Origin of the sequence: Streptomyces ipomoeae 91-03 (assembly GCF_000317595.1) — a bacterium.
GTDB lineage: Bacteria > Actinomycetota > Actinomycetes > Streptomycetales > Streptomycetaceae > Streptomyces > Streptomyces ipomoeae.
This window is the reverse complement of sequence record NZ_AEJC01000535.1, coordinates 1-23,900: the sequence shown is the minus strand read 5'-3', so window position 1 is coordinate 23,900 and position 23,900 is coordinate 1. Positions and strand designations below refer to the sequence as shown.

The window sequence follows — 23,900 nt, the reverse complement described above, 5'->3', positions numbered from 1 at the left end:
CCCCGCCGCTGGGCGAGGGCGACTGCCACGGGTCATGCGGCCTCCTCGGCCGCATGACTCCCGCGCTCTGTCGGCTCTGTCGGCTCTGTCGGTTCGGCCTCATCGGCCTGACCGGCCTGACCGGCCTGATCGGGCCGACGGGACCGACCGGCCTGCCCGGCCCGCTGCTGCTCGCCGCGCTCCCCACGGCGAGGCTTGGTGCGCGGCAGATAGACCAGCGCCTCGGTTCCGACGAAGCGCAGGACGAACGTCGTCACCAGGGCGAGCGCGGTGGCGGGCAGCGCCCCCATCCCGAACTGGGCGACGAACAGGGCGATCAGCGGGATGCGCAGCACCAGGTCGGCGTTGGCGAGCAACGCGAACCGGCCGACGCGGTCCCACCCCTTGCGGTGCTTCCGTCGCTCGCGGAAGCACAAATGCTCGATGAGGAAGAAGTTCCAGAGCACCCCGAGCTGGTTGGCGAGGATCTCGGCGGGGACGTAGTGCATGCCGAGGACATGGGTCAGCGTCCACAGGCCCGCCAGGTTGGGAATGAAGCCCGTGACCCCGATCAGACCGAAGACGATCATGCGGGCGAGGGGGGAAGCCGTACGCAGTCCCACCAGGTGGCGCAGGAATCTCAGGCCCTCCTGCGCGGTCGACTTGGACTCGCCCGCGAACCGGTCCTGGAAGACGAACGGCACCTCGGTGACCTGGCGCGGGCGGCTGCGCACGGCCAGCTCGAGGAGGATCTTGTAGCCGAGCGGCTGGAGGACCTCGGCGGTGACCGCGCTGCGGCGGATGGCGAAGAAGCCGCTCATCGGGTCGCTGATGCCGTGCAGTCGGCGGGGGAAGAGGGACTTGGTGAGCCAGGTCGCACCGCGTGAGACGGCGACGCGGTAGCTGCCCGCGAGTCCGGCCCGGCTGCCGCCCTTGATGTAGCGACTCGCGACCACCAGACCTGCTGACGACCGCTCCCCCGTCGCCACCAGCTCCGGTACCAGGGACGGCGGATGCTGGAGGTCGCCGTCCATGACGACGATCCAGTCCGACCCGGCCGCCTTCATGCCCTCCACCACCGCGCCGCCGAGCCCGCCGACCGGCTTGTCGCGGTGCAGCACGGTGACCGGGAACGGGCAGTCCTGCGCGGCCTCGTTGATCACCTCGGGGGTGTCGTCGGTGGAGTCGTCCACGAAGACGACCTCGCAGGGCAGCCGCGAGGGCACCGTCTCGGTGATCTGGTGCAGCAACTCCCGTACGTTCGCGGACTCGTTGAAGGTCGGTACGACGATGGTGACGGCCCCGGGCTCGGGCACCTCCGCTCCTCGCACGGCCGGATCACCCAGCTCCTCGGGGACGGTGGACTCATGACTGCCGCTGTTCATCGGTCGCCTCCCGCGGCCTGGATCTTCCGGATCTCGATCCGGTCCTCGCCGGTGCCGAAGGTCACCACCGGCGTCGAGTGCTCCATCGCGGCCCGCACATTGGGCAGGTCGACCGCGTCACGCCGTACCGTCGGGGAGGCGACCACGTAGTCGAGGTCACGCCAGCCGCGCGGCATCGTCTTCGTCACCGCCGGGTCGAGGTCGGCCTTGTAGAACCAGATGACGCCGAGCCCCGGCTCGTACCCCTCGTGGACGAGGTCCAGCCAGAGCGCGTCGTCGACGAGGACCCGGGTGCCGCCGGGGTCGTCCACCTCGCTGCCGAGCCACTTCGCGGCCTGCTGGTAGGGGGCGTTGGCGTCGAACGTCATCGCGGTGCGGTTGCCGTCGTACCAGCGCGGTACGACGTACGCGGCCGACGCAGCGACGAGGGCGGCGGCGGCCGCGTACCGCGCCCAGGTCAGGGGCCGTTTCTCCGCCATGCTGCGCCGGCGCCGCAGTACGGCGTGGGCGACGCTGGCGGTGCCGCCCGCGAGGACGAGCGCGAGGAACGGCAGGGCCTGGATGACGTACATCGCGGGCAGATAGCCGGGGCGCAGGGCCATGCCGGCGAGGATCGCCACGGCGAGCGCGGGCCCGGCGAGCGCCCGTGCGGTCACCGACCAGCGCCAGGTCAGCAACAGAAGCAGGGCGCCCGCGAGACCGCCCAACGGCAGCACGCGGTCGTAGTACAGCCAGGACTGCAGGACGCCGTGGGAGCCGGTGCCCTCGGTGAGGATGAAGCCGGAGCCGGGGCGGCTCATCTGGTAGACGATGCCGTCCCAGAGGGAGACATGGCCGTCGCCCGGCAGCAGCTCACCCTTGAGCAGGGCGAACAGCGGGTACGAGACGCCGATCAGGGCGCAGGCGGTGACGGCGCCGGTGATGGCGAACTTCCGGGTGTCCCGGTGGCTGTGCCGCCACATGGTGAGCAGCACGGCGGGCAGGACGAGGAGCATCGTCTCCTTGGTGAGGACGGCCGTGGCGGCGGCGATGCCCGCGCCGAAGTGGTGCCAGAGGTGGCGGCTCGGGGACGCGGCCAGGCAGAAGGCCAACAGCGTCCACATCACCGCGAGGTTGTCCAGGAAGATCTCCCGCTGGAGGACCACCGACAGCGGGGAGAGCCCGAAGAGGGCCATGCCGAGCCCGGCGGCCCAGCGGGGCAGCGCGAGGCGGCGGCCGAGGACGTAGACGAGCACGGCGCTGACCGCGCTGATGACCAGCATCACCGCGCGCATCGAGCCGACGGTCATCGACTCGGGGGCGAAGTGGGCGGGGATCCAGGTCAGCAGGGCGATCTGGATCCAGCCGAGGGGCGGGTGGTCGTACCAGTAGGTGTAGTGGGCGAGGCCTCTGCCCTCCTGGACGGCCCAGGCCTGGGCGAGGTAGGTGCCCTCGTCGTCGCTGAGGGTCGGGTAGTCGGCGATGTTCCAGCCCTGGACGACCATGATCGCCACGAGCAGGACTCCGCAGAGGATCAGGTCGGTTCTGGAGTCGCGCAGACGCTTCGGCGGGATGCTTGTTCGACTGGTCGAACCGATTTTGGGCGCAGCTGTCCGTTGCGCGGGGACCTTGATCTGTGTCTTGGTCGCCGCGGGAAGTGTGGAGGTCACGCAGGAACGTCCTCTCGGTTCACGTTCGCGAGATGTGCGCCGACGTGACTGGTCAACTCCCAGTCGTTACGGCCGCGTTGCTCACGCCATACGGCGCGGACGGCGGCGAAGGCGAGGAGCACCTGGTAGAAGGGGCCGCCCACGATGAGCTTGAAGTAGTGGACGAACCGCACGCGCAGGCCGTACTGCTTGCCGAAGTCATGCAGCCCGACGACCTCGAACACGAAGGTGACGAGGGCGGTGACGGCCGGCAGGAAGGTGATGAAGGCGACGCCGACGGGCACGTCGAGGAAGAGCGCGATGGCCACGTTGAGCGGGATGATCACGCCGGAGACGGCCTGGAGATAGGGCGTCATCAGCGTGTAGCGGGCGAGCAACCGCTGCCGGAAGCCGGGCAGTTGCTTCCAGTCCTTCTTCCGGTAGACCTGGAGGAAGCCCTGGTTCCAGCGGGTGCGCTGCTTCAACAGCGACATCAGGCTGCCCGGGGTTTCCTCCCGGGTGACCATGGCGGAGTCGTACGCGACGACGACCTTCTTGCCGACGCTGGACAGCCGGACGCCCAGGTCGCAGTCCTCGGCGAGGCAGTCGGGGTCCCAGCCGTCGGCCTCGCGCAGCACCTGCGTGCGTACGAAGACGGTGTTGCCGCCGAGCGGGATGAACCCCTTCTGCGCGTGCAGATGCAGCCGGGAGCGGAACCAGAAGAAGTACTCCAGGCAGTTGCGCAGGCTGTACCAGCTGGAGTGGAAGTTGATGAGCTGCACGCCGCCCTGCACGACGTCCGCGCCGGTGGTGCGGAAGGCGTGGTCGACGTGGGACAGCAGCTCCGGATGGACCTGGTCCTCGGCGTCGAAGACCCCGACGACATCGCCACGGCAGTGCGGCAGCGCCGTGTTCATGGCCTTCGGCTTGTTCTTCTTCGCGTGGGTGTCGACGACGACGCGGACGCGCGGGTCGCGCTCGGCCGCCCGTTCGGCGACCGCGGTGGTCTCCGGGTCGTCGTGCCCGACGATCACGATGATCTCGAAGTCGTCGTGGCTGGACTCCAGGAGTCGTTGGATGGTGTGGTCCAGCACGGCCTGTTCATGGCGTGCCGGCAGTAACAGCGAGAAGGAGACATGGTCGTCCCCGTCCGGTCTGGTGAACCGGGTGGAGGCCAGCACTTCGGGCGTACGCCACGCGTGCATCTGCCACCACAGCGTGAAGGCCGCCATCCAGAACAAGGCCAGAGAGACGACGGCGATGAAGACAGACGTCAACAAGGAAGATCCCCCCAGATCTCATTACCCCCTGTCGCGACAGGCGCCACCCCATGGCAATCGGACACACCGATGACGGTGTGTCACTCCTGTCGCGTCACGGTGGAGAGACTAGGGGGAAACTGTGAATTGCACAGGCTCTTCCGATAAATAGAGTGTTTCCGTTCGAGGGACACGTAAGCGGATGTATCCGAACACGCACCTAATTCCAGCCGGTTGTTCGATCTTGCCCCATCTTCACAGGGGCACGTTTCAGCCGTTCAGGGCCGTTTGAGGCCGGTTCAGGGCCGCCCTCAGGCGCTCGACATCTGTCGTGGGGGCATCACATGTGAAGTTACGGCAGACGTACGCCGCCGGTTCACCGCCGACGAGGGGGCGGTCGGCCAGCAGCGGCAGTTCGTCACTCTCCGCAGTCCCCACGGCGACCACGGCCCCCGGGGCGGTCCCCAGCAACGCCGCCCGATGCAGCGCCCGCGTCCCCGGATGCCCCTCCGGTCCGACGACCGCGACCTCCCGCGGCCCGTCCAGCAACGCCTCGGCGGTGGCCAGCCCCCAGCCGATGAACCGGGGCACCCTCGGCCCGAGCGCCTTCACGATCCCCAACGCCCGCTCGGCGGCGGCCCGATGGGGCTCGGACCCGGTGTGCGCGGTGTAGCTCAGCAGAGCCCCCGCCGCCGCGCTCCAGCCGGAGGGCGTGGCGTTGTCCGTCGGATCCTGGGGCCGCCGGATCAGCTTCTCGGCATCGGCGGCGGTGTCGTACAGAGCCCCCGACTCCTCGTCGACGAACCGGACGAGCACATGGTCGAGCAGGAACCCGGCGAACTCCAGCCACACCCCCTCCCCCGTGACCGAGGCGAGCGCGAGGAACCCCTCGGCGACGTCCGCGTAGTCCTCCAACACCCCCGCGTTGGCGCCCACTCGCCCGTCCTTGCTGGTGCGGGCGAGCTGCGCCTTCTCGTCCAGGTGCAGCCGTACGAGGAGGTCGGCGGCGGCGATCGCGGCCTCCACCAGATCGGGCCGGTCGAAGTAGGCGCCGGTCTCGGCGAGCGCGGCTACGGCGAGCCCGTTCCAGGCGGCGACCACCTTGTCGTCGCGACCGGGAGCGGGCCGCTGCGCACGGGCCCGATTCAGCCGGTCCTTGATCGACGCGATCTTTTCGGCGTCGAACACGCCCTCGTGCTGCGGAAGTCGGAGAACGGACTGGCCGTGCTCGAAGGTGCCCTCCTCGGTGACGCCGAAGAACTGGGCGGCGAGGTCGGCGTCCTGGTCGCCGAGCACCTCACGCAGCTGCGCGGGCGTCCACACGTAGTACGCGCCCTCGACGTGCTTCCCAGTGCCGTCATCACTATCGGCATCCAGCGCGGACGCGAACCCGCCCTCGCCGGTGCCCAGTTCACGGACCATGAAGTCGGCGGTCTCGAGGGCGACGCGGCGGGCGAGCTCGGAGCCGGTGGCCCGCCAGAGGTGGGCGTAGACGCGGCAGAGCAGGGCGTTGTCGTACAACATCTTCTCGAAGTGGGGCACGACCCACTCACGGTCGACGGAGTACCGGGCGAAGCCGCCGCCGAGCTGGTCGTAGATCCCTCCGCGTGCCATGCGCTCGCAGGTGTCCTGGGCCATCTGGAGGGCGCCCTCGGAGCCGGTGCGCGCGTAGTGCCTGAGCAGGAACTCGATCACCATGGAGGGCGGGAACTTCGGCGCCCCGCCGAAGCCGCCGTGCACGGCGTCGTACTCCCGGGTGAGCCCGAGCAGAGCCCGTGCGAGGTCTTCTTCGCCGGGCACCTCGACGGCGGCGAACTGCAGCTCCCGCCCCGCCAGGTCCCGCACGATCTTCCCGGCGACCTCGGTCACCTCGTCCCGCCGGTCCGCCCACGCCGCCCGCACCCCCTCCAGCACCTGCCGGAACGAGGGCATGCCGTGCCGGGGCGCCGGCGGGAAGTACGTACCGAAGTAGAAAGGCTCCGCATCCGGCGTCAGAAACACGGTCATGGGCCAGCCGCCCTGCCCCGTGGCCGCCTGCACCGCCTCCATGTACACCGCGTCCACATCCGGCCGCTCCTCGCGGTCGACCTTCACACTGACGAAGTGCGCGTTCAGGTAGTCGGCGGTTTCCCGGTCCTCGAAGGACTCGTGCGCCATGACGTGACACCAGTGACACGAGCTGTAACCAACACTGAGCAACACCGGCACGCCCCGCTCACGCGCCTCGGCGAACGCCTCCTCCGACCAGGGCCACCAGTCGACCGGGTTGTCGGCGTGCTGGAGAAGATAGGGGGAGGTCTCGTGAGCGAGTCGGTTGGTCATGGGTTCCATCATTCCCGAGTACCCGTGTAATCGCCGGACAGCACGAACGCCCCGAAGGGGCGCGGGACTGTCACATATGCGGCTCCGCCGCGATGGGGGTCCCCCCGCTCATGGGGGTCCCTCCCGCTCGAGCGAAGTCGAGAGTGGGGGAGAAGCCGAGAGTGGGGGAGCGACCAGCCACGACGAAGCAGCAGTCGGCCGACAACCTCAGTCACCCACGACGACTGGCCGCGACCACCGGCCCAGTGGGTACCGGCCCAGCGCAAAAACCCCGGCCCAGTACAGCCCCAGGCCCTCCCGGCAGGGCGCACGCCCTCTCGCCAGTGCGCCCCGATCGGCTCACACTGGCAGAGGCAACCGTTACGGCGAAGGGGGACGTTGTGATGCGGGACAGCCACCGGGGGGACGCCGAACGGGTGTTGATCCGGGCGGTAGAGGAGGAGGTCCGCAGGTCGGGCGGCCGTGTCGACGGCGTGGTCCTGCTGGGCAGGGCGCGCGCGGCGCTGGACACGATGGCGCAGAACGCGGCGGAGGAGTACGAGGCGTACACCCGCGCACTGGACGAGTCGGAGGCGGGCCGTCTGACTTTCGCGCAGCGGTACGCGAGGGAGGGCGCCGGCACTCCCCTGCTGGTCGCGGCGGTCGCGGCCGGCACGGCGGTCGTCGCGGACCTGTCGTTCGGCGTGGACCCCGGCACGGCCGTGAGTACGGGCGTGATCGTGGGCGTCGCCAGTGCCGTGGCGACGGTGCTGAAGGTGACGGCCTCGCACCTCCCCGCGGCCCACCACCACGCGGGCGCCCTGAGCCAGCCCGGCGGGCCGGAACAGCTGCGGTTGCAGTGGCTGACGGCGCTGGAGGTGCGCGGGATCCGCCCGTTCCTGGACCAGCAGCGCGTACTGGCCGCCTCGACGCCGAAGAAGACGGCGCCCCGGCTGCGCGGCGCCGACAAGAGCGCGGCGGCCCGCCGGCGCAACGTGCTGGAGCAGTCGTTCACCCAACTCCCGGAGACGGACGACCGTTTCGCGGACCGGCGCTCGGAGATGGCGAAGATCCGCCAGTGGGTGCAGGCGGCCCGCGCGGAGACGGAGACCCGGCCGACGGTCGTCGTCCTGCACGGCGCCCCCGGCTCCGGCCGCACCGCCCTCGCCGTACGCGCCACCCACGACCTGCGGGACTACTTCCGCGGCGCCTGTGTCGTCGACCTGCGCGCCGACAGCCCGGGCGAGACCCCGCTGTCGACCCGCGACGCGCTGATGCATCTGCTGAACCGTCTCGGCGCGCCCCGCGACCAGCTCCTCTTCCGTGAGCGCACCTCCCAGGACCAGCAGGTCAAACGGCTGAGCGAGCTGTACCACCAGCATCTGACGGCCCTGCCGGTCACGATCGTCCTGGACGACGCCTCCGACCCCGAGCAGGTCCGGGCCCTCGTCCCCGAACGCTCCGACAGCCTCGTCCTGGTCACCGCCCGGGGCCCCCTCGCCCTGCCCGCCGACCTGCCCGCCTGGGTGCACCAGCTACCCGTCGACGCGCTCGACGGCGAGGGCACCCAGGAACTGCTGACCATGGCGGCGAAGGACCCCTCGGCCTCGAACGACGCCGAATCCGTCGCCCGGATCCGGCAGTTGTGCGGCGGTCTCCCCCTCGCGCTGCGCATCGCCGGCTCGTCCCTGGGCCCGCGCACACCCCACCGACTCGCGGCGGATCTCAGCGCGTACGGCCCGGTCGAACCGATCGAGCGGGCCCTGTGGCTGCGCTACACCGACCAGTCGGAACCCTCCCGCCGACTGCTGCGCCGCCTGGCACTGGCGGGCCGGGCCTCCCTGGGCGCGGCAGCCGCCGCCTCCCTCCTGGCCACGGACGAGACGGAGGCGACCCGCCACCTCACCGCGCTCGCCCGCGCGGGCCTGATCGACCATGTCCACGGCAACCGCTACCGGCTGCACGACCTCGTCCGCGCCTTCGCCCAGGCCCGCCTCCTGGACGAGGAGGAGCCGAGCGAGCGTACGTCCGCGCAGGAGCGCCTGATCGTCACATACGCCGATCTCGCCGACTCGGTGCTCCGCCTGGTCGACGGCAACATGTCGACCCGCTCGGACCGCTTTGGCTCGCACGGCTTCGTGTCCCTGGACGAGGCGCTGCGCTGGCTGGACGACGAGACGAGCTTCATCACCTCCACGCTCCGGCACGCGGAGGGCGTGAACCAGGCGGCCGTCCTGAGCCTGCTGGGCGCCCTGTGCGACTACTGCCTGCTGCGCGGCGACCTCTACCGCCTCGGTGAGCTGAGTGAGCTGGCCCAGTCGGTGGACCAGGGCCTGCTCACGCGTTCGGTCCAGTGGCGTACGGGGATCGCGGCCCGTCAGCTGGGTGAGCTGGACAAGGCCCGTACGACACTGTCGTCGGTGGTCGACCTCTACATGGAGACGAACCACGACGCGGGCGCCGCCCGGGCCCTGTGCTCCCTGGGCATCACCCTCCACCACCAGGGCAACCTCACCGAGGCGGCGGACAAGCTCATCGAGGCCCTGCACATGCAGTCGGTGCCCCAGCTGGCGGCGGACCGCGCCTGGACGATGCACGCCCTGGCGGCAGTGGAGCGCGACCGCTCCCACCTGGCCGACGCGCTGGACCTGCTGAACCGTGCCCTGGTCATCCACCGCCAGCAGGACTCCCTGCACGGCGAGGCCTGGGCCCACTTCCAGCTCGGCCAGCTCCTGCTCCGCATGGGCGACGTCCCCGGCGCCGAGACCGAACTGCGCACGGCGTCGGACCTGTTCGGCCGTACCCGCGACCCTCGTGGCCAGGCCTGGAGCATGACCCAGCTGGCCCGCGCCCGTATCGTCGCCGGCGACCCCTCCACCGCCATCGACGGCCTCCGTCAGGCCCTCTCCCAGCACCGCGACAACGAGGACGCCCGCGGCGAGGCCTGGACCGGCTACTACCTGGGCCAGGCCCTGGAGGAAACGGGCAACCTGGACCAGGCGGTGCGGGAACTGGAACGCTCCCGCACGATGTTCTCCCGTATGCGCGACGTCTACGGTCTGGCCTGCGCCCGCCATCACTCGGCCCGGGTGACCCGCGACCAGCGGGCGGTCCAGACGGGCTCCTTGCGGAACTCCGGCTTCGCCCGCCAACTGCTGGTCGACGCCCGAGCCGACTTCCAACGCATCGGCGTCGCCCACGGCGAGGCGTGGACCTGCCTGGAGCTGGCCGTCGTGGACGCCGGCAACAACCGCACCCCGCAGGCCCTGGCCCTCTGCGACGAGGCGGCCCACCTGTTCACGTCCTACGGCGACCGCAGAGGCGAGGACTGGGCCCGCTTCCTGCGCTGCACCATGCTCCCCTACGCGGCCCCGGGCGGCGTGGAGATCGGCACGGCCGTGGCCCAGGAGGAACTGGCCCAGCTCGCGCGTACCTCCCACCCCTTGCGCGACGAAAAGCTCGACGAGTACGTGGAGGCGTACCAGCTGCTGCTGGAGCGCGGCGTGAACCTGGAGGGCGGCTGGCGAGGCTGGACCCTCGGCATGGTCCCCAACCGCCACGCCCGGGAGGTGATGGGGGTACCGGTGACGGCTCAGCAGAGGTGAGGAGTGGTTCTCCGAAGGCGAGCCCCAGCCGCCCGTACGTCAGTCCTCGTATTCATGCCGTCAAGCCATCGCTGTCGGCGCTCACCCCTTCGCGGGCGTCGCCTTCCCGCCCGCGCCGGAGGTGTCGGCGGCGGAGACGCCGGATTCCTCCTCCGGCGTCTCCTTGAAGTCGACCTTGCCCATGTGCTTGGTCATCGACTTCATCAGGCCCCAGACGGCCAGGGCCATCACCGCGAAGACGATGAAGCCGAGGACGCCGGGGGTGACCTTGTCCTTGTCCAGCTCCTTGGCGAGAGGGACGAGGTGTGTGGTGACTGCCAGGCTTACGCTCATGCCTCGCATTGTCCCCCAGGGCTAACGGATGCCCGCAAAGAGGTCGTCCTCGGGGAGGGAGGTGTCCACGAGCGACTTCGCCAGCTCGTACTCCTCGGTCGGCCAGACCTCCTTCTGGAGCTCCATCGGAACCCGGAACCAGCCGCCGTCGGGGTCGATCTGCGTGGCGTGCGCGATCAGCGCCTTGTCACGGATCTCGTAGAAGTCGGCGCACGGGATGTGCGTGGTGAGGGTGCGCTCCTTGCGCTCGAACTCGTCCCAGCGCTTGAGCCAGTCCCCGTACGGCGATTCCAGCCCGCGCTCGATCATCGCGTTGTGCAGCGCCTCGGTGCGGGGGCGGTTGAAGCCCTGGTTGTAGTACAGCTTCTGCGGCTGGAAGGCCGGGCCGTACTCCGCCTCCGGGTACTTCTCGGTGTCCGCCGCTCCGTCGAACGCCACCATCGAGATCTTGTGGGTCATGATGTGGTCGGGGTGCGGGTAGCCGCCGTTCTCGTCGTAGGTGGTGATCACCTGGGGGCGGAACGAGCGGATCTTCCTGACCAGCTCACCGGCCGCCTTGTCGACGTCCTCCAGGGCGAAGCAGCCCTCGGGGAGGGGCGGGAGGGGATCGCCCTCCGGGAGGCCGGAGTCGACGAAGCCGAGCCACTCCTGCTCGACGCCGAGGATCTCGCGGGCCTCGTCCATCTCCTTCTTGCGCACCTCGTGAATGTGCTCCTCGATGTACTTGTCGCCCTGGAGCTTCGGATTGAGGATGGAGCCGCGCTCCCCGCCCGTGCAGGTCACGACCAGCACGTCCACCCCCTCGGACACATACTTCGCCATGGTGGCCGCACCCTTGCTCGACTCGTCGTCGGGGTGCGCGTGCACGGCCATCAGTCGCAGCTGGTCAGTCAAGACTCATTCCCTCGTAAGTCGGCGCCCGGCCTGAACTTCGGTGACTCGGCCCGGCGCTGTCCGGTGAGTCAATACTGCCGTCCCTCGCGGACACCCGTGCGGGGCGGCCGTCAGGCGGTGGGCGGGAGGCTTCTATAGTGACCGAATCGGGGGGCGGAATATTTCCGGTCCGGACCCTGGACACCCTTACGGGACCCGCGCCCCAGGCCCTTTTCCGAGAGGACGATCATGAGTACGGCGAGCACTCGGCTGCCCGAGGGGCGCTATGGCCGCTCCTCGGACGAGCGCGCCGACCGCAAGCTCAAGGTCATCGGCGCCGTCCTGGGCGCGGCCCTGCTCGTCCTCATCGGCTGGTTCGCGTACCACTACGTCGTCGGCAACAGGATCAGCGTCGAGGTGTACACCTTCGAGGCCTCGGCCACCTCGGTGAAGGTGCACCTCAGGGGGGACAAGGACGCCGGCGTCAAGGGTTACTGCACCGTGCGCTCCCAGGCCGAGGACGGCGCCGAGGTCGGCCGCGCCGACTTCCACTTCGCCGCCGACACCACCGACATCGACGAAGTCGTCACCCTCCATACGACGTCCCGCGGCACCACCGCCGAACTCGTCAGCTGCCACGCCGGCTGACCCGACCGCCGCCGCCGTCGCCGCACCCGCCGGATTGACGAACGTCACTCGCCGACGCACTGCGCTGACCTGCGTTGACGTAATGGTTGTGGTTTATGTCCTCCCCCTTCCGCCACTGAATTGTTAGGCTCGTGGTTTCGCCCACTCGTGAAGGAACAATCTTCTGGGTAGGGCGATGCTTTGTATTCCCAGTACCTACGAGGAGCACCTGTGACCCAGACCAGCGAGAACGTCACCTGGCTGACCCAGGAGGCGTACAACCAGCTCAAGGCCGAGCTGGAGTACCTGTCTGGTCCTGCGCGCACGGAGATCGCCGCCAAGATCGCGGCCGCGCGCGAGGAGGGCGACCTGCGTGAGAACGGCGGGTACCACGCGGCCAAGGAAGAGCAGGGCAAGCAGGAGCTCCGTGTGCGCCAGCTGACCCAGCTCCTGGAGAACGCCAAGGTCGGTGAGGCGCCCGCGTCAGCGGACGGAGCCGTTGCGCCCGGCATGGTCGTGACGATCGCCTTCGACGGTGACGAAGACGACACCCTGACCTTCCTGCTGGCCTCCCGCGAGTACGCGAGCTCGGACATCGAGACCTACTCGCCCCAGTCCCCGCTCGGTTCGGGCGTGATCGGCAAGAAGGTCGGTGAGGACGCCCAGTACGAGCTGCCGAACGGCAAGCTCGCCTCGGTGCGGATCCTCAAGGCCGAGCCCTACCAGAGCTGAGTGGCACCGGAGCAGGGCCGCGCTTCCGCGCCGCCGTCTCCGCCCGCCCACGAGCCCCCGGCGCCCCTCGGCACCGGGGGCGTCGTCATACTCGCGCGGGGTCGCCGCTCATGCCGTCGCTCATGTCGTCGCCGCTCACGCCGTGGCCGAGCGGTACTTCCGTACCGCCAGGGTCCGGAATATGACGATGATGAGGACCGAGTAGATCAAGGAGGCCCACACGGGGTGCTCCATGGGCCAGGCGCCCGAGTTCGTCACACCGGGGTTGCCGAACAGCTCGCGGCAGGCCTGCACGGTGGCGCTGAACGGGTTCCAGTCGGCGACATGCCGCAGCCAGGGCGTCATCCGGCTGGAGTCCACGAACGCGTTCGAGATGAACGTGACCGGGAAGAGCCAGATCAGCCCGCCGGACGTGGCCGCCTCGGGGGTGCGCACGGAGAGGCCGATGAGCGCGCCGACCCAGGTGAACGCGTATCCGAGCAGGAGCAGCAGGCCGAAGGCGCCGAGCACCTCGCCGATGTTGGTGTGCGTGCGCCAGCCGACCAGCAGCGCGACCACGGCCAGGACGGCGAGGGTGAGCGCCGTCTGGACGAGGTCCGCGAGGGTGCGCCCGGTCAGGACGGCCCCGCGTGCCATGGGCAGCGACCGGAAGCGGTCGATGAGCCCCTTGTGCATGTCGTCGGCGATGCCCGCTCCGGCGCCCGCGGTGGCGAAGGTGACGGTCTGCGCGAAGATGCCGGCCATCAGGAACTCGCGGTAGACACCGGAGTCCGTGGTGCCGTCGATGTTCATGGAGCCGCCGAACACATAGCTGAACAGCACCACGAACATGACGGGTTGGATGATCCCGAAGATCACCATCTCCGGTATCCGGGACATGCGGATCAGGTTTCTCTTGGCGACGACCAGTGAGTCCCGGATGGACTGAATGATCGGATTGCCGGGCGGTGCGACCCGCCCGGTGTCGGTGACGATGCTCACCTGGCCCCCTCCTTCCCGCGTCCCCGCCCCTTGGCGTCGGCCATGTCGCCGTTCTCCTCGGCTTCGTCCTTCACCTCGGCGATGCGTCCTGTCAGGGAGAGGAACACATCGTCCAGGGTGGGTCGGCGCAGGCCGATGTCGTCGATCTCGATGCCGCGGGTGTCGAGCTCGCGGATGATCTCGGCGAGAAGCTTGGCGCCGCCGGTCACGGGCACGGTGAGCTTGCGGGTGTGCTCCTCGACGGTGGTCTCACTCTTGCCGAAGCCGGTCAGCACCTCCACCGCGGTCGCCATGTGCTCGCGGTCGTGCACGACGACCTCGACGCGCTCGCCGCCCGTACGGGCCTTGAGCTGGTCGGAGGTGCCGCGGGCGATGACGCGGCCGTGGTCGACCACGGCGATGTCGTGGGCGAGGTTGTCGGCCTCTTCGAGGTACTGGGTGGTCAGCAGCAGGGTCGTGCCGCCGGAGACCAACTGCTTGATCACGTCCCACAGTTGCTGGCGGTTGCGGGGGTCGAGGCCGGTGGTCGGCTCGTCCATGAACATCACCGGTGGTGAGACCACCAGCGCCGCCGCCAGGTCGAGCCGGCGGCGCATACCGCCGGAGTAGGTCTTGGCGGGCCGGTCGGCGGCGTCGGCGAGATTGAACTGCTCCAGCAGCTCGCCCGCGCGCGCCTTCGCGTCCTTGGCCCGCATCTGGTAAAGCCGGCCGACCATCTGTAAGTTCTCACGGCCCGTCAGATATTCGTCCACCGCGGCGAACTGGCCGGAGAGGCCCACCGAGCGGCGTACGGCGTCGGGGTGCTTGAGGACGTCGATGCCCGCGACCACGGCCTTTCCCTGGTCGGGCCGGAGCAGGGTGGTGAGACAGCGGACGGTGGTCGTCTTGCCCGCGCCGTTCGGCCCGAGCAGACCCAGGACGGTGCCCTCGGGGACATCGAGGTCGACGCCGTCCAGAGCCCTTACGTCACCGAAGGTCTTCACCAGGCCTTCGGCATAAATGGCGCCTGGCATGTGATTTCTCCACGTCGTTGGGGTTCCTTCGCAAAGCTTGGATGCGCACTTTCGCTCCACCCGAGGGGCGGCACGGGCCGCACCGCGAGCGAACACACGAGATACGATATCGCGATGTATCGCGTCTCTCGATGGAAATGGGCCAGTGCCCCTCGATCGGGTGATCTCAGGGCTCTGACCTGGTCCGATGACGTCTGATGACGTCTGATGACGCCGGGCGCCGGGCGCCGGGCGCCGGTCAGTCGATAACCGTGTAGCCCGCCTCGCGCAGGGCGTGACCGACCTCGACGCAGTGCGTCGGCCCCCTGGTCTCCAGGTGCAGCTCGACCTCCACCTCCGTGAGTCCGAGCCGGGGATCGGTCCGGACATGGCTCACGTCGAGGACATTGGCGTCGGCCGCTGACAACACCCCGAGCAGAGTCGCGAGGGCGCCGGGACGGTCGGTGAGACGGAGGCGGACCTGCAGGTAGCGGCCACCGGCGGCCATGCCGTGGCGCAGGACGCGCTGCATCAGCAGCGGGTCGACGTTGCCGCCGGAGAGCACGGCGACGACCGGGCCCTCGAAGGACTCCGGCGCGCGCAGCAGGGCGGCGACGGGGCTCGCGCCGGCCGGTTCCACGACCAGCTTGGCCCGCTCCAGGCAGAGCAGCAGGGCGCTGGAGAGGTTGTACTCCGAGACCGTGCGGACCTCGTCGACCAGCTCGGCGATGATCTCGAACGGCACGTCACCGGGGCGTCCGACCTTGATGCCGTCGGCCATCGTCGCCGGGTTCGGCACGGCCACGGGTGTCCCGGCCGCGAGCGAGGGCGGATACGCGGCGGCGCCCTCGGCCTGGACGCCGATGATCCGTACGTCCGGCCGCAGCTCCTTCACCGCGACCGCGACGCCCGCGGCGAGCCCTCCGCCGCCGATCCCCACGACGATCGTGCGCACCTCGGGGCACTGCTCCAGGATCTCCAGGCCCACGGTGCCCTGGCCCGCGATGATGTCGTGGTGGTCGAAGGGGTGGATGAACACCGCGCCCGTGTCGGCCGCGTACGCCTCGGCGGCGGCCAGTGTCTCGTCGACCACCGTGCCGTGCAGGCGCACCTCGGCGCCGTACTCCTCGGTGGCGCTGATCTTCGGCAGTGGGGCGCCCTTCGGCATGAAGACCGTGGAGTGGACGCCGAGCAGCGAGGAGGCGAGGGCGACGCCCTGGGCGTGGTTGCCGGCGCTCGCGGCGACGACCCCGGCGGCGCGCTGTTCCGGCAGCAGGCCCGCTATGCGCACATACGCGCCGCGCAGCTTGAACGAACCCGTCCGCTGGAGGTTCTCGCACTTGAAGTGCACCGGCGCGCCGACGAGCTGCGACAGGTGCCTGCTGCCCTCCATCGCGGTGACACGTGAGATGCCCGTGAGCATCTTCTGGGCGCCTCGCACGTCGTCGAGCGTCACCCGCGGCAAGGAGTCAGCCGTGCTGTAGCTCATGCCCACCAGTCTCCCAGTTCACAGCGGGCGGCGACGGGTGTGATCAAGTACCGGGACGGGTTTGAGCGGCATCGGTACACCCTGCTCCCGGTCCGCGTACTCTGTCCCCCAACCCAGCGCCCCACGCATGAATTGAGCCTTTGGCCATGCCCACAACACCTGAAATGTCGATGGACATGACGACCGTCGGTGACACCGGTCTTCTCGACACGCTGCAGCACGAGGTCGCGTTGTTCGCACGCCGTGCCGAACAGACCCGGCTCGGCGGTGTCGGGCAGGTGCGCAACTCCATGGACCGTGCCGCGTATCTGCTGCTCAACCGCCTCGACAAGGAAGGCCCGATGGGCGTCAAGGCGCTCGCGGCGAGCATGGGGATCGACTCGTCGACGGTCACCCGGCAGGTGGCGCCGCTCGTGGACACCGGTCTCGTCAAGCGCACCTCGCACCCGGAGGACGGCCGCGCGGTGGTGCTTCAGCTCTCTCCGCGCGGGCTCTCCCGGCTGGAGGAGGTGCGTTCCTCCAGGCGCCAGTTGATGGCCGAGCTGACCCAGGACTGGGAGCCCGAGGAGCGTGAGGCGTTCTGCTCCCTCCTGACGCGGTTCAACGTGGCGTTGTCGGCCCGCATGGCCGCCGCCCCGGAGGCCCCGTCGCCGTCCTGAGGACCGCGACCGTACGGGCACGCGCGTGTGCGCACGCGTTGCCGACCGGCACGGGTACGCGCGTGTGCCGCCCGACCGTGCGTGCGGGCGAACGCGCGTGCCGCGCGGCTCTTGACCGCGCACCCGCTCCTGGCCTCATATGAGACCGGGCCCTCGTCGTACCCGGCCGGGGCCCGTTTCCCTCAGGATCGGCCTCAGGCGGGAGGCGCGGTGCGAGAACGGCGCATGACCCAAGACGCCCGCCGGGCCCGGGAGTTCGAGGCGTTCGTCGCGGGTGCGGCGGGGCGGCTGTTACAGACCGCCACCCTGCTCACGGCGGAGCCGCCGGACGGCAACCCGCGCGCGCGGCGGCTGCTCGTCCACGCTCTCGCCCACACCTACGCCGGCTGGGACCGGCTGCGCGGCGAGGACCCGTACGACCGGGCGCGTCAGCGACTGGCCCTCCGTTTCGCGCGCGGGGCCTGGCACCAGCACACGCTGTTCCGCCCCGCTCCGAGCGGTGTGCTGGGCGTGCTCAACCCCCAGGAGCGGCTGATCCTCGTCCTGAGGCTCTACGAGGGCGTCGCCGAGGAGCAGACGGCGGCGCTGCTCGGGCTGCCCGTCGAACGTGTACGGACGATCTGTCTGCGGGCGATGGCGACGGTGCTGCATCCGCCGCGCAAGGCCGTCCCCAAGGTGGTGAAGGTGGCACCGTCATGAGTCTGCGGGAGCGGGAGTCGGCCGTGCGGCAGATCCTGGAGCACAGGCCGCCGCCGGTGCCGCCCGAGCTGTGCGCGGAGGCGATGCGGCGCGGTGGCCGCATGCTGCGGCGCAGAACGGCGGCCCGGCATCTGTTGTGGCTGGTGCTGCTGGCCGCCGTGGTCGCGTTCGTCGTCTGGGCGTCGATCGCGCGCCCCTGGGTGGAGCCGCCGTCGCAGACGACTCCACCGTTGACGGGCTGGTGAGCGCCCCCCTTCGGCAAGGCCCTCTTCGCCGGCGAGGTCCCCCTTCGGGGAGACCTAGCCCAGGGCCTGCTGGAGGTCCTCCAGGAGGTCGTCGACGTTCTCGATGCCCACGGAGAGGCGTACGAGGTCGGCGGGGACCTCCAGGGCGGAGCCGGCCACGGAGGCGTGCGTCATGCGTCCCGGGTGCTCGATCAGGGACTCGACGCCGCCCAGGGACTCGCCCAGGGTGAACACCTTGGCGCGGTCGCAGACCTCGACGGCCGCTTCCTCGCCGCCCTCGACCTGGAACGACACCATGCCGCCGAACGCCTTCATCTGCTTGGCGGCGACCTCGTGGCCGGGGTGCTCGGGCAGGCCCGGGTAGAGCACGCGCGTCACGCGCGGGTGCCGGGTCAGCATCTCGGCGACCTTGGTGGCGTTCTCGCTGTGCCGGTCCATGCGGACGGCGAGCGTCTTGGTGCCGCGCAGCACCAGCCACGAGTCGAAGGGCCCGGCGACCGCGCCCATCGCGTTCTGGTGGTAGGCCAGTTCCTCGCCCAGCTCCTGGTCGTTCACGATCAGGGCGCCGCCGACGACGTCGGAGTGGCCGCCCATGTACTTGGTGAGCGAGTGCACGACGACGTCCGCGCCGAGCGCGAGCGGCTGCTGGAGGTAGGGGGTGGCGAAGGTGTTGTCGACGACCAGCTTCGCGCCGGCCTCGCGGGCGACCTGGGCGACGGCCGGGATGTCGGTGATGCCGAGCAGCGGGTTGGAGGGGGTCTCGACCCAGACGGCCTTGGTCTTCGGCGTGATGGCCGCCCGTACGGCCGTGGGATCGCTGGTGTCGGCCACCGACCAGTCCACGCCCCAGCGGGAGACGACCTTCGCGAAGAGACGGAACGTGCCGCCGTACGCGTCGTTGGGGATGACCACGTGGTCGCCGGGACTGAGCAGCGTGCGCAGCAGGCAGTCCTCGGCCGCCAGCCCGGACGCGAACGCGAGGCCGCGACGGCCGGCCTCCAGGGCGGCGAGGTTCTCCTCCAGCGCGGTGCGGGTGGGGTTGGCGCTGCGGCTGTACTCGTAGCCGCCGCGCAGGCCGCCTACGCCGTCCTGCTTGTAGGTCGAGACCTGGTAGATCGGCGGGACGACCGCGCCGGTGAGGGGATCCGCGGTGTTGCCGGCGTGGATCGCGAGGGTCTCGAAGTGCGGGTTGCTTTCGCTCATGGCCCCGAGAGTATGTGGTCCGGCGGGGGCACCGTGTGCCTTGGCGCTCCGCTGGGGGCGCCGGGGACCTAAAGGGGGTGGTGGGGTGTGGGTCGTGTGGCGGGCGCGGGTGGGGGCACCTCATAGCTCGGGAGGTGCGGTTGTTCGGCGGGTGCGGGTGGTTTGTGGCTGGTCGCTCCCCCACTCTCGGCTTCGCTCGAGCGGGGGGACCCCCATCGCGGCGGAGCCGCATATGTCACAGCCCCGCGCCCCTTTCGGGGCCGCGCCCCGCTCTGAGGGGCTGTGCCCCGTCATGGGCGCAGGGGTTTTCCACAGGGTCTGGGGCGGGTTGGGCATTTGTCAGTCGGGTCTGGAACCCTTGACGCATGGAGATTCTCTGGGGGCTGATGGCTCTGCTCATGATCGGGTTTGTGGTGTGGCCGATCGTGGCGCGGCGGCGGGCCGGGATTCAGCAGGTGGAGGCGGGGCATCCGGACGCCGCGGATCCGGCGGACTACGGGTTCGTGCGGCAGGAGCTACTGGATGTGCGGATGCCGGGGCCCGACCAGGATCTGCTGGATGTACTGGACGTGGTGCAGCGGTCGCAGGACTATCGCGCGGCGAAGCAGTTGCTGGCCGGGACCGAGGCGGAAGGTGAGGTCCGGTGGCAGCGGGTGCAGGCGTTCGCGGGGGCCGCTGCGCTGGAGCTGGCGCAGCGGCCCGGCGGGGTGAGCGACACACCGGGCGGGCAGTGGCTGCGGGTGTGGCGCACCGAGGCGCCCAAGGACGCGGGCGGCGCGCAGGTGCACGCGGAGTTCCTGGTGCAGCAGGCGTGGCGGACGTCGACGCCGGGCACGGACGAGTTCCGGATCATCATGGAGGAGGCCAGGTCGGCGTGCGGCGACGCGGCGCTGCTCGCCCCCGGTGACCCCATCCCGTACATCATCGAGCTGTCGGTCGCGCGCGGACTGAGCTACTCCCGCGAGGAGTTCGAGCAGCTCTGGCTGAAGATCCTCGACCGCGCCCCGGCCCACATGGGCGCGCATCTCGCGGCCCTGCACTACTGGTGCGAGAAGTGGCACGGCTCGCGCGAGCTGGCGTACTCCTTCGCCGAGGCAGCCGCGGCCCGTGCCCCGCAGGGCTCGCTCCTCGCCGCCATGCCCCTCTTCGCGGTGTTCGAGCACCTGCCCGAGGTGAACCTGGTGCAGGGCTTCTACCAGAGCGAGGTCGTCACCAAGGCCATCCACGGCGCCCTGTTCGCGGTCCACGCGGCCCGCCCCGACGACCCGATGCTGGCCCACGTCCGCCACCTGCTGGTCCTCTTCCTGGTCCGCGGGGAACGCTGGGCCGAGGCCATGGACCAACTGGTCCACGTGGACGGCCACGTGGGCGCCCTCCCCTGGACGCTCACCTCCGACCCCGCAGCGGACTACGCGATATACCGAGCCCTGGCGGTGGCGGGTTACGAGGCGAACGGGGGCAGCCCGGCGACACTGCTGCACTGAGGGCTGGGCACAGCAACCCCACAGCCCCGGATCCATCCCCAGTAAGCCCTTGCCACCCCCCACACCCGTGAGAAATACTCCGCCCCCGCACCTCTTGGTCATGGACACATCCTCGACCGCCCGATTTCACCGTTTTGTTGATCGTTCGCGATCGTTCGCGATCTTTCCCGTGGGGGGACCTCTGCCCGATGGGCGCGACCCTGCGCGCGCTGCGCGCTCTTGTGTTGCTCGCCGGCTTCTATCTGCTCGGCGTGATTCTGCTCGCGGCGCTGGCCGGCGCCGACTATCTGCTGTACCTGCACGCTCCGTCGGGCGTCGCGGCGAAGTTGTACGTGGTCTCGGTCCTGCTGGCGATCCCGCTGGTCCGTGGTCTGTTCATGCTGCGGACGCCGAAGGGTGAGGAGCCGCCGGGGCTGCCGGTGACGGAGGCCGACGAGCCCGCGCTGTGGCGGACGGTGCGGGAGCTGGCCGACCGGGTCGGCACGCGCGCGCCGGCGCGGATCGTGCTGACGCCCGATGTCAACGCGGCGGTCAGCGAGGACGCCCGGCTGCTCGGTCTGCTGCCCGGACCGCGCCGTCTCTACCTCGGCGTACCGCTGCTGCAGGGGCTGACCGAGGCGCAGTTGCGCGCGGTCCTCGCCCATGAGCTGGGCCACTACTCGAACTCCGACACCCGGCTCTCGGCGATCACCGTGCGCGGCCGGGCCCAGGTGCTGCGCACCATCGCGCACTTCGAGGAGCGGGCCGACAAGACCGCCGGACGCGAGCGGGCCCGGCAGGAGAAGAAGAACGCCAAGGCGGTGGCCAAGGGGAAGAAGGCGAAGGAGGTCGACACCGGGGCCGCGGGCATCACCTACCGCGCGATGGCGAAGATCTACGTGGGTTACGCCAAGCTGTACTTCCGTGCCACGCTCGCCGGTTCCCGCCGCCAGGAGTACGCGGCCGACGCCGCTGCCGCGCGGATCGCCGGGCGTGACGCCACCGCGTCGGCGCTGCGCGAGATCCCGGCGCTGGACGCCGCGTTCGGGTTCTACATGAACAGCTACGCCACTCTCGGCTCCGAGGCCCGGCTGCTGCCGCCGCGCGGTGAGTTCTTCGGCGGCTACGGCCGGATGCTGACCGCCCGCCAGCTCGAACTGGTCGGGCTGCGCACCGAACTGCCGACCGAGCCGTCGTCGCCGTACGACTCGCACCCGCCGATCGCCGACCGGGTCCAGCGCATCGAGGCGCTGCCCGCCGACGGGCGCGTCGACGAGGCCAGGGGGGTCGCGCTGTCCCTGCTCGCCGACCCGGACCGGACGCTGGCGGCGCTGGAGGACGCGGTGCTGAACGAGGAGGTGCTGCGGTTCCGGCGCACCGGCGACTGGCAGGAGCTGCTGGACGGTTCGATGGCGGCGAACTTCGCCTCCCTCGACACCGCGCTGCACCGGGCGCTGGCCATGTACACCAAGGACCACCCCAGTCTGCCCGCCCTGCTCAAGGTGATCGACGACGGTCAGCTGTGGCAGCTGGCGCGGCGGCTGCCGCTGTCGGACCAGGCGGCCGAGGCGCAGGGCCGGGCCTTCCGTGAGTTCGTGCGGCCCGCGCTGGCGGACGCGTTGCAGAGCATGGTGCTGGCCGAGCTGAGCGCCCATGGGCGACTGCGCTGGGAGTTCTCCTGGTCCGAGCCGGCGTCGGTGCGTCTGCCGCCCGCCCCGGACGGCAACGAGACCGACCTTGCCGCCGCGATCGAGGCGGCCGTCGCCGACCACCCGGACACCGGACCGGTGCGCGCGCTGCTGCCGCCTGCCGCTCCCCATGGCCCCGCCGCGCGAGAAACGGACGCCCCGCGATGACCGTACTGCTGTGGATCCTGGCCGTCCTGGCGGTGCCCACCCTGCTGTTCGGGCTGTGGATCGCCGGGGTGTTCCTGAAGGAGTTCTTCCGCCCCAGCCCCGACGAGGCCGACCCGGACGCCGCCGAGGCACTGGGTCTGCTGCCGGCCGAGCGGCAGAACACCAAGTACGCCGGTCCGCTGCCGGCCGGCATGGACGCGACGCTCGCGGCCGTGCGCGGCGGTGACTGGAAGGCCGCCGCCAAGCTGCTGCAGGACATCGGCCGGGACTGGGAGCGCCGGTCCTCGGCCGCGTACCAGCTGGCCGAGCTCGCGGCCAAGGAGGACGACTGGCTGCTGGCCTGGGAGGCGGACCGTCCCGACGACCCGGACGCGGCCGTCGTGCGGGCGCGCAGCACGGTGATCCTGGCCTGGGACCTGCGGGGCGGCAAGCGGGCCAAGCACACGACGAGCGAGCAGTTCGTGGGCTTCCACCGGATGCTGGAACGTTCCCGCGAGGAGATCGCCCGCGCTGCGGCGCTCAACCCCGACGACCCCACCCCGTACATCACCGAGATCTGGGTGGCCCTCGGGCTCGGCTACCCGCACTCCGAGATGGACAGGCTCTGGGCGGAGATCACCGCGCGCGCCCCGCACCACTACGAGGCGCACTTCTCGGCGCTGCAGTACTGGTGTGCGAAGTGGCGTGGCTCGGAGAAGCTGGCGACCGAATTCGCCGAGCGGGCCGCGGCGGACGCGCCGCTGGGCAGTCTGCTCACCGTCCTGCCGCTGATCGCCCACTTCGAGCACGACACCTCGGACGACGGCAGCGTCGACCGTACGCCGAAGATGATCGGCCGGGTCGACGCCGGTCTCGCCGACGCCGCCGCGGCCGACCCCGCCCACCCCCGTCTGCCCGAACTGCGGCACCTCCTCGCGTACTACCTCACCCTCCAGGACCGGGACGCCGCCGCCCTCGAACAGTTCAAGCTGGTCGACGGCTACGTGAACGCCCTGCCCTGGCGCTACCAGGGCGACGGTGCCGACATGGCCGCGTACTACTGCCGCATCCGCAATGCGGCGGCGCAGGCGGTGGCAGCCGCGGAGTAGGCGGCAGCTGCGGAGTGGGCGGCAGCCGGACGCGACAGGCAGCCGCGCCGGATGCGTCAGGCCGCATCCGGAGGCCGGAATTCGGGGCGACGTCGACGAGCTTCGCGCCCTGGTGGCCTCCGTTGCGAGCGGCGCCCTGCCCCCGGAAGACGTAGGTCCTGCCGTGACACGGGCAGGGTGTCGGCCTCGTGCGGGCGACGTGGTTGGCGATCAGGGCCGACAGCCAGTCCATCGCGTCGATGGCGCGGTAGCTGTCGTCCTTGGGCGGACAGCGCACGAGCTCACCCGTGTCGAGTTCGTACAGCTGCCACTCGACGCGGATCGAGCCGGGACGGGCGTACTCCGTCTCCAGGCCGACGATTTCGCCCCAGCGCATGCCGGTGTAGCCCTTGAGGACCACTGCGACGAACTCGTCGTCGCGACCCGAGAGTAGGGCGGCCCGTTCAGCCGTCAGCAGATGCCGAGCGCGTCGGTGACCACCTTCTCCGGGCCGCGGTCGCGGG

Annotated in this window: 19 protein-coding genes and 1 pseudogene; 9 read left to right on the top strand and 11 right to left on the bottom strand. The window is 70.5% G+C overall.

Annotated features, from left to right (window positions below; all coding sequences use genetic code 11):
* Positions 1 to 32: 32 nt before the first annotated feature.
* The 4 genes from STRIP9103_RS35045 to STRIP9103_RS35030 form a co-directional block, all read right to left on the bottom strand.
* The gene (locus tag STRIP9103_RS35045) at positions 33 to 1,364 is read right to left on the bottom strand and encodes a glycosyltransferase (RefSeq protein WP_009329783.1); all 1,332 of its coding nucleotides are present in this window, start codon (positions 1,362 to 1,364) and stop codon (positions 33 to 35) included.
* Positions 1,361 to 3,013, bottom strand: a complete 1,653-nt coding sequence (locus STRIP9103_RS35040) for an ArnT family glycosyltransferase (RefSeq protein WP_009329716.1) — start codon at positions 3,011 to 3,013, stop codon at positions 1,361 to 1,363. Before STRIP9103_RS35040 ends, STRIP9103_RS35045 begins: the two co-directional genes overlap by 4 nt.
* Positions 3,010 to 4,272, bottom strand: coding sequence for a glycosyltransferase (locus tag STRIP9103_RS35035; protein ID WP_048821535.1), 1,263 nt, complete (start codon positions 4,270 to 4,272; stop codon positions 3,010 to 3,012). Before STRIP9103_RS35035 ends, STRIP9103_RS35040 begins: the two co-directional genes overlap by 4 nt.
* Positions 4,273 to 4,521: 249 nt before the next feature.
* A complete protein-coding gene (locus tag STRIP9103_RS35030; RefSeq protein WP_048821534.1) occupies positions 4,522 to 6,573 on the bottom strand; it encodes a thioredoxin domain-containing protein in 2,052 nt (683 codons plus the stop codon).
* Between the two features lie 383 nt (positions 6,574 to 6,956).
* Between STRIP9103_RS35030 and STRIP9103_RS35025 the strand changes: the two genes are divergently transcribed.
* Positions 6,957 to 10,157: a tetratricopeptide repeat protein gene (locus STRIP9103_RS35025; RefSeq protein WP_048821533.1), complete on the top strand. Its 3,201-nt coding sequence runs from the start codon at positions 6,957 to 6,959 to the stop codon at positions 10,155 to 10,157.
* Positions 10,158 to 10,238: 81 nt separating this feature from the next.
* Here the strand turns inward: STRIP9103_RS35025 and STRIP9103_RS35020 are convergent, their stop codons facing one another.
* Positions 10,239 to 10,490 carry a hypothetical protein gene (locus STRIP9103_RS35020; RefSeq protein ID WP_009329741.1) on the bottom strand — a complete coding sequence of 84 codons (252 nt, stop codon included), beginning with the start codon at positions 10,488 to 10,490 and terminating at the stop codon, positions 10,239 to 10,241.
* Positions 10,491 to 10,511: 21 nt separating this feature from the next.
* The gene (gene mca, locus STRIP9103_RS35015) at positions 10,512 to 11,384 is read right to left on the bottom strand and encodes a mycothiol conjugate amidase Mca (protein ID WP_009329756.1); all 873 of its coding nucleotides are present in this window, start codon (positions 11,382 to 11,384) and stop codon (positions 10,512 to 10,514) included.
* Between the two features lie 228 nt (positions 11,385 to 11,612).
* Between mca and STRIP9103_RS35010 the strand changes: the two genes are divergently transcribed.
* Together STRIP9103_RS35010 and greA are read left to right on the top strand one after the other, a co-directional pair.
* Entirely contained in the window at positions 11,613 to 12,011 is a 399-nt protein-coding gene (locus STRIP9103_RS35010; protein WP_009329752.1) for a DUF4307 domain-containing protein, read from the top strand.
* Positions 12,012 to 12,221: 210 nt separating this feature from the next.
* The gene (gene greA / locus STRIP9103_RS35005; protein ID WP_009329780.1) at positions 12,222 to 12,722 is read left to right on the top strand and encodes a transcription elongation factor GreA; all 501 of its coding nucleotides are present in this window, start codon (positions 12,222 to 12,224) and stop codon (positions 12,720 to 12,722) included.
* 135 nt (positions 12,723 to 12,857) lie between these two features.
* Here greA and STRIP9103_RS35000 read toward each other — a convergent pair whose 3' ends face one another.
* From STRIP9103_RS35000 to ilvA, 3 genes are all read right to left on the bottom strand, one after another.
* On the bottom strand, positions 12,858 to 13,703 hold the full coding sequence (locus STRIP9103_RS35000) for an ABC transporter permease (protein WP_009329770.1): 846 nt from the start codon (positions 13,701 to 13,703) through the stop codon (positions 12,858 to 12,860).
* Positions 13,700 to 14,716: an ATP-binding cassette domain-containing protein gene (locus STRIP9103_RS34995; RefSeq protein ID WP_009329713.1), complete on the bottom strand. Its 1,017-nt coding sequence runs from the start codon at positions 14,714 to 14,716 to the stop codon at positions 13,700 to 13,702. Before STRIP9103_RS34995 ends, STRIP9103_RS35000 begins: the two co-directional genes overlap by 4 nt.
* Positions 14,717 to 14,954: 238 nt before the next feature.
* The gene (ilvA, locus tag STRIP9103_RS34990) at positions 14,955 to 16,184 is read right to left on the bottom strand and encodes a threonine ammonia-lyase (protein WP_048821531.1); all 1,230 of its coding nucleotides are present in this window, start codon (positions 16,182 to 16,184) and stop codon (positions 14,955 to 14,957) included.
* 164 nt (positions 16,185 to 16,348) lie between these two features.
* Between ilvA and STRIP9103_RS34985 the strand changes: the two genes are divergently transcribed.
* The 3 genes from STRIP9103_RS34985 to STRIP9103_RS34975 all read left to right on the top strand — a co-directional run bounded on the left by STRIP9103_RS34985 (position 16,349) and on the right by STRIP9103_RS34975 (position 17,787).
* Positions 16,349 to 16,843, top strand: a complete 495-nt coding sequence (locus STRIP9103_RS34985) for a MarR family winged helix-turn-helix transcriptional regulator (protein ID WP_181800220.1) — start codon at positions 16,349 to 16,351, stop codon at positions 16,841 to 16,843.
* A gap of 225 nt (positions 16,844 to 17,068) precedes the next feature.
* Entirely contained in the window at positions 17,069 to 17,542 is a 474-nt protein-coding gene (locus STRIP9103_RS34980; protein ID WP_048821530.1) for a sigma factor-like helix-turn-helix DNA-binding protein, read from the top strand.
* The gene (locus tag STRIP9103_RS34975) at positions 17,539 to 17,787 is read left to right on the top strand and encodes a hypothetical protein (protein WP_009329778.1); all 249 of its coding nucleotides are present in this window, start codon (positions 17,539 to 17,541) and stop codon (positions 17,785 to 17,787) included. Before STRIP9103_RS34980 ends, STRIP9103_RS34975 begins: the two co-directional genes overlap by 4 nt.
* A gap of 54 nt (positions 17,788 to 17,841) precedes the next feature.
* Here the strand turns inward: STRIP9103_RS34975 and STRIP9103_RS34970 are convergent, their stop codons facing one another.
* Complete coding sequence (locus STRIP9103_RS34970; protein ID WP_009329765.1) at positions 17,842 to 18,990, bottom strand: cystathionine gamma-synthase; 1,149 nt, start codon at positions 18,988 to 18,990, stop codon at positions 17,842 to 17,844.
* 365 nt (positions 18,991 to 19,355) lie between these two features.
* On the opposite strand from STRIP9103_RS34970, the gene STRIP9103_RS34965 reads away from it, so the two are divergent.
* The 3 genes from STRIP9103_RS34965 (at position 19,356) to STRIP9103_RS34955 (ending at position 23,397) form a co-directional block, all read left to right on the top strand.
* Positions 19,356 to 20,474 carry a hypothetical protein gene (locus STRIP9103_RS34965; RefSeq protein WP_009329754.1) on the top strand — a complete coding sequence of 373 codons (1,119 nt, stop codon included), beginning with the start codon at positions 19,356 to 19,358 and terminating at the stop codon, positions 20,472 to 20,474.
* A gap of 188 nt (positions 20,475 to 20,662) precedes the next feature.
* Positions 20,663 to 22,309 (top strand): M48 family metalloprotease, encoded by a 1,647-nt coding sequence (locus tag STRIP9103_RS34960; RefSeq protein ID WP_009329788.1) that lies wholly within the window; start codon positions 20,663 to 20,665, stop codon positions 22,307 to 22,309.
* Positions 22,306 to 23,397, top strand: coding sequence for a hypothetical protein (locus STRIP9103_RS34955; protein WP_009329767.1), 1,092 nt, complete (start codon positions 22,306 to 22,308; stop codon positions 23,395 to 23,397). The genes STRIP9103_RS34960 and STRIP9103_RS34955 overlap by 4 nt, the downstream gene beginning before the upstream one ends.
* Positions 23,398 to 23,482: 85 nt before the next feature.
* Here STRIP9103_RS34955 and STRIP9103_RS52240 read toward each other — a convergent pair.
* Positions 23,483 to 23,900: pseudogene (locus STRIP9103_RS52240) on the bottom strand (site-specific integrase); the annotation flags it as partial.

What these genes read in the sequence shown, in the direction of transcription:
- STRIP9103_RS34985 (WP_181800220.1), top strand. Translation starts at nt 16,349, where the DNA reads ATGTCGATGGACATGACGACCGTCGGTGACACCGGTCTTCTCGACACG.
- STRIP9103_RS35045 (WP_009329783.1), bottom strand. Translation starts at nt 1,364, where the DNA reads ATGAACAGCGGCAGTCATGAGTCCACCGTCCCCGAGGAGCTGGGTGAT.
- STRIP9103_RS34965 (WP_009329754.1), top strand. Translation starts at nt 19,356, where the DNA reads ATGGAGATTCTCTGGGGGCTGATGGCTCTGCTCATGATCGGGTTTGTG.
- STRIP9103_RS34955 (WP_009329767.1), top strand. Translation starts at nt 22,306, where the DNA reads ATGACCGTACTGCTGTGGATCCTGGCCGTCCTGGCGGTGCCCACCCTG.
- STRIP9103_RS35030 (WP_048821534.1), bottom strand. Translation starts at nt 6,573, where the DNA reads ATGACCAACCGACTCGCTCACGAGACCTCCCCCTATCTTCTCCAGCAC.
- STRIP9103_RS35025 (WP_048821533.1), top strand. Translation starts at nt 6,957, where the DNA reads ATGCGGGACAGCCACCGGGGGGACGCCGAACGGGTGTTGATCCGGGCG.
- ilvA (WP_048821531.1), bottom strand. Translation starts at nt 16,184, where the DNA reads ATGAGCTACAGCACGGCTGACTCCTTGCCGCGGGTGACGCTCGACGAC.
- STRIP9103_RS34970 (WP_009329765.1), bottom strand. Translation starts at nt 18,990, where the DNA reads ATGAGCGAAAGCAACCCGCACTTCGAGACCCTCGCGATCCACGCCGGC.
- STRIP9103_RS35010 (WP_009329752.1), top strand. Translation starts at nt 11,613, where the DNA reads ATGAGTACGGCGAGCACTCGGCTGCCCGAGGGGCGCTATGGCCGCTCC.
- STRIP9103_RS34975 (WP_009329778.1), top strand. Translation starts at nt 17,539, where the DNA reads ATGAGTCTGCGGGAGCGGGAGTCGGCCGTGCGGCAGATCCTGGAGCAC.
- STRIP9103_RS34995 (WP_009329713.1), bottom strand. Translation starts at nt 14,716, where the DNA reads ATGCCAGGCGCCATTTATGCCGAAGGCCTGGTGAAGACCTTCGGTGAC.
- STRIP9103_RS35020 (WP_009329741.1), bottom strand. Translation starts at nt 10,490, where the DNA reads ATGAGCGTAAGCCTGGCAGTCACCACACACCTCGTCCCTCTCGCCAAG.
- STRIP9103_RS34980 (WP_048821530.1), top strand. Translation starts at nt 17,069, where the DNA reads ATGACCCAAGACGCCCGCCGGGCCCGGGAGTTCGAGGCGTTCGTCGCG.
- STRIP9103_RS34960 (WP_009329788.1), top strand. Translation starts at nt 20,663, where the DNA reads ATGGGCGCGACCCTGCGCGCGCTGCGCGCTCTTGTGTTGCTCGCCGGC.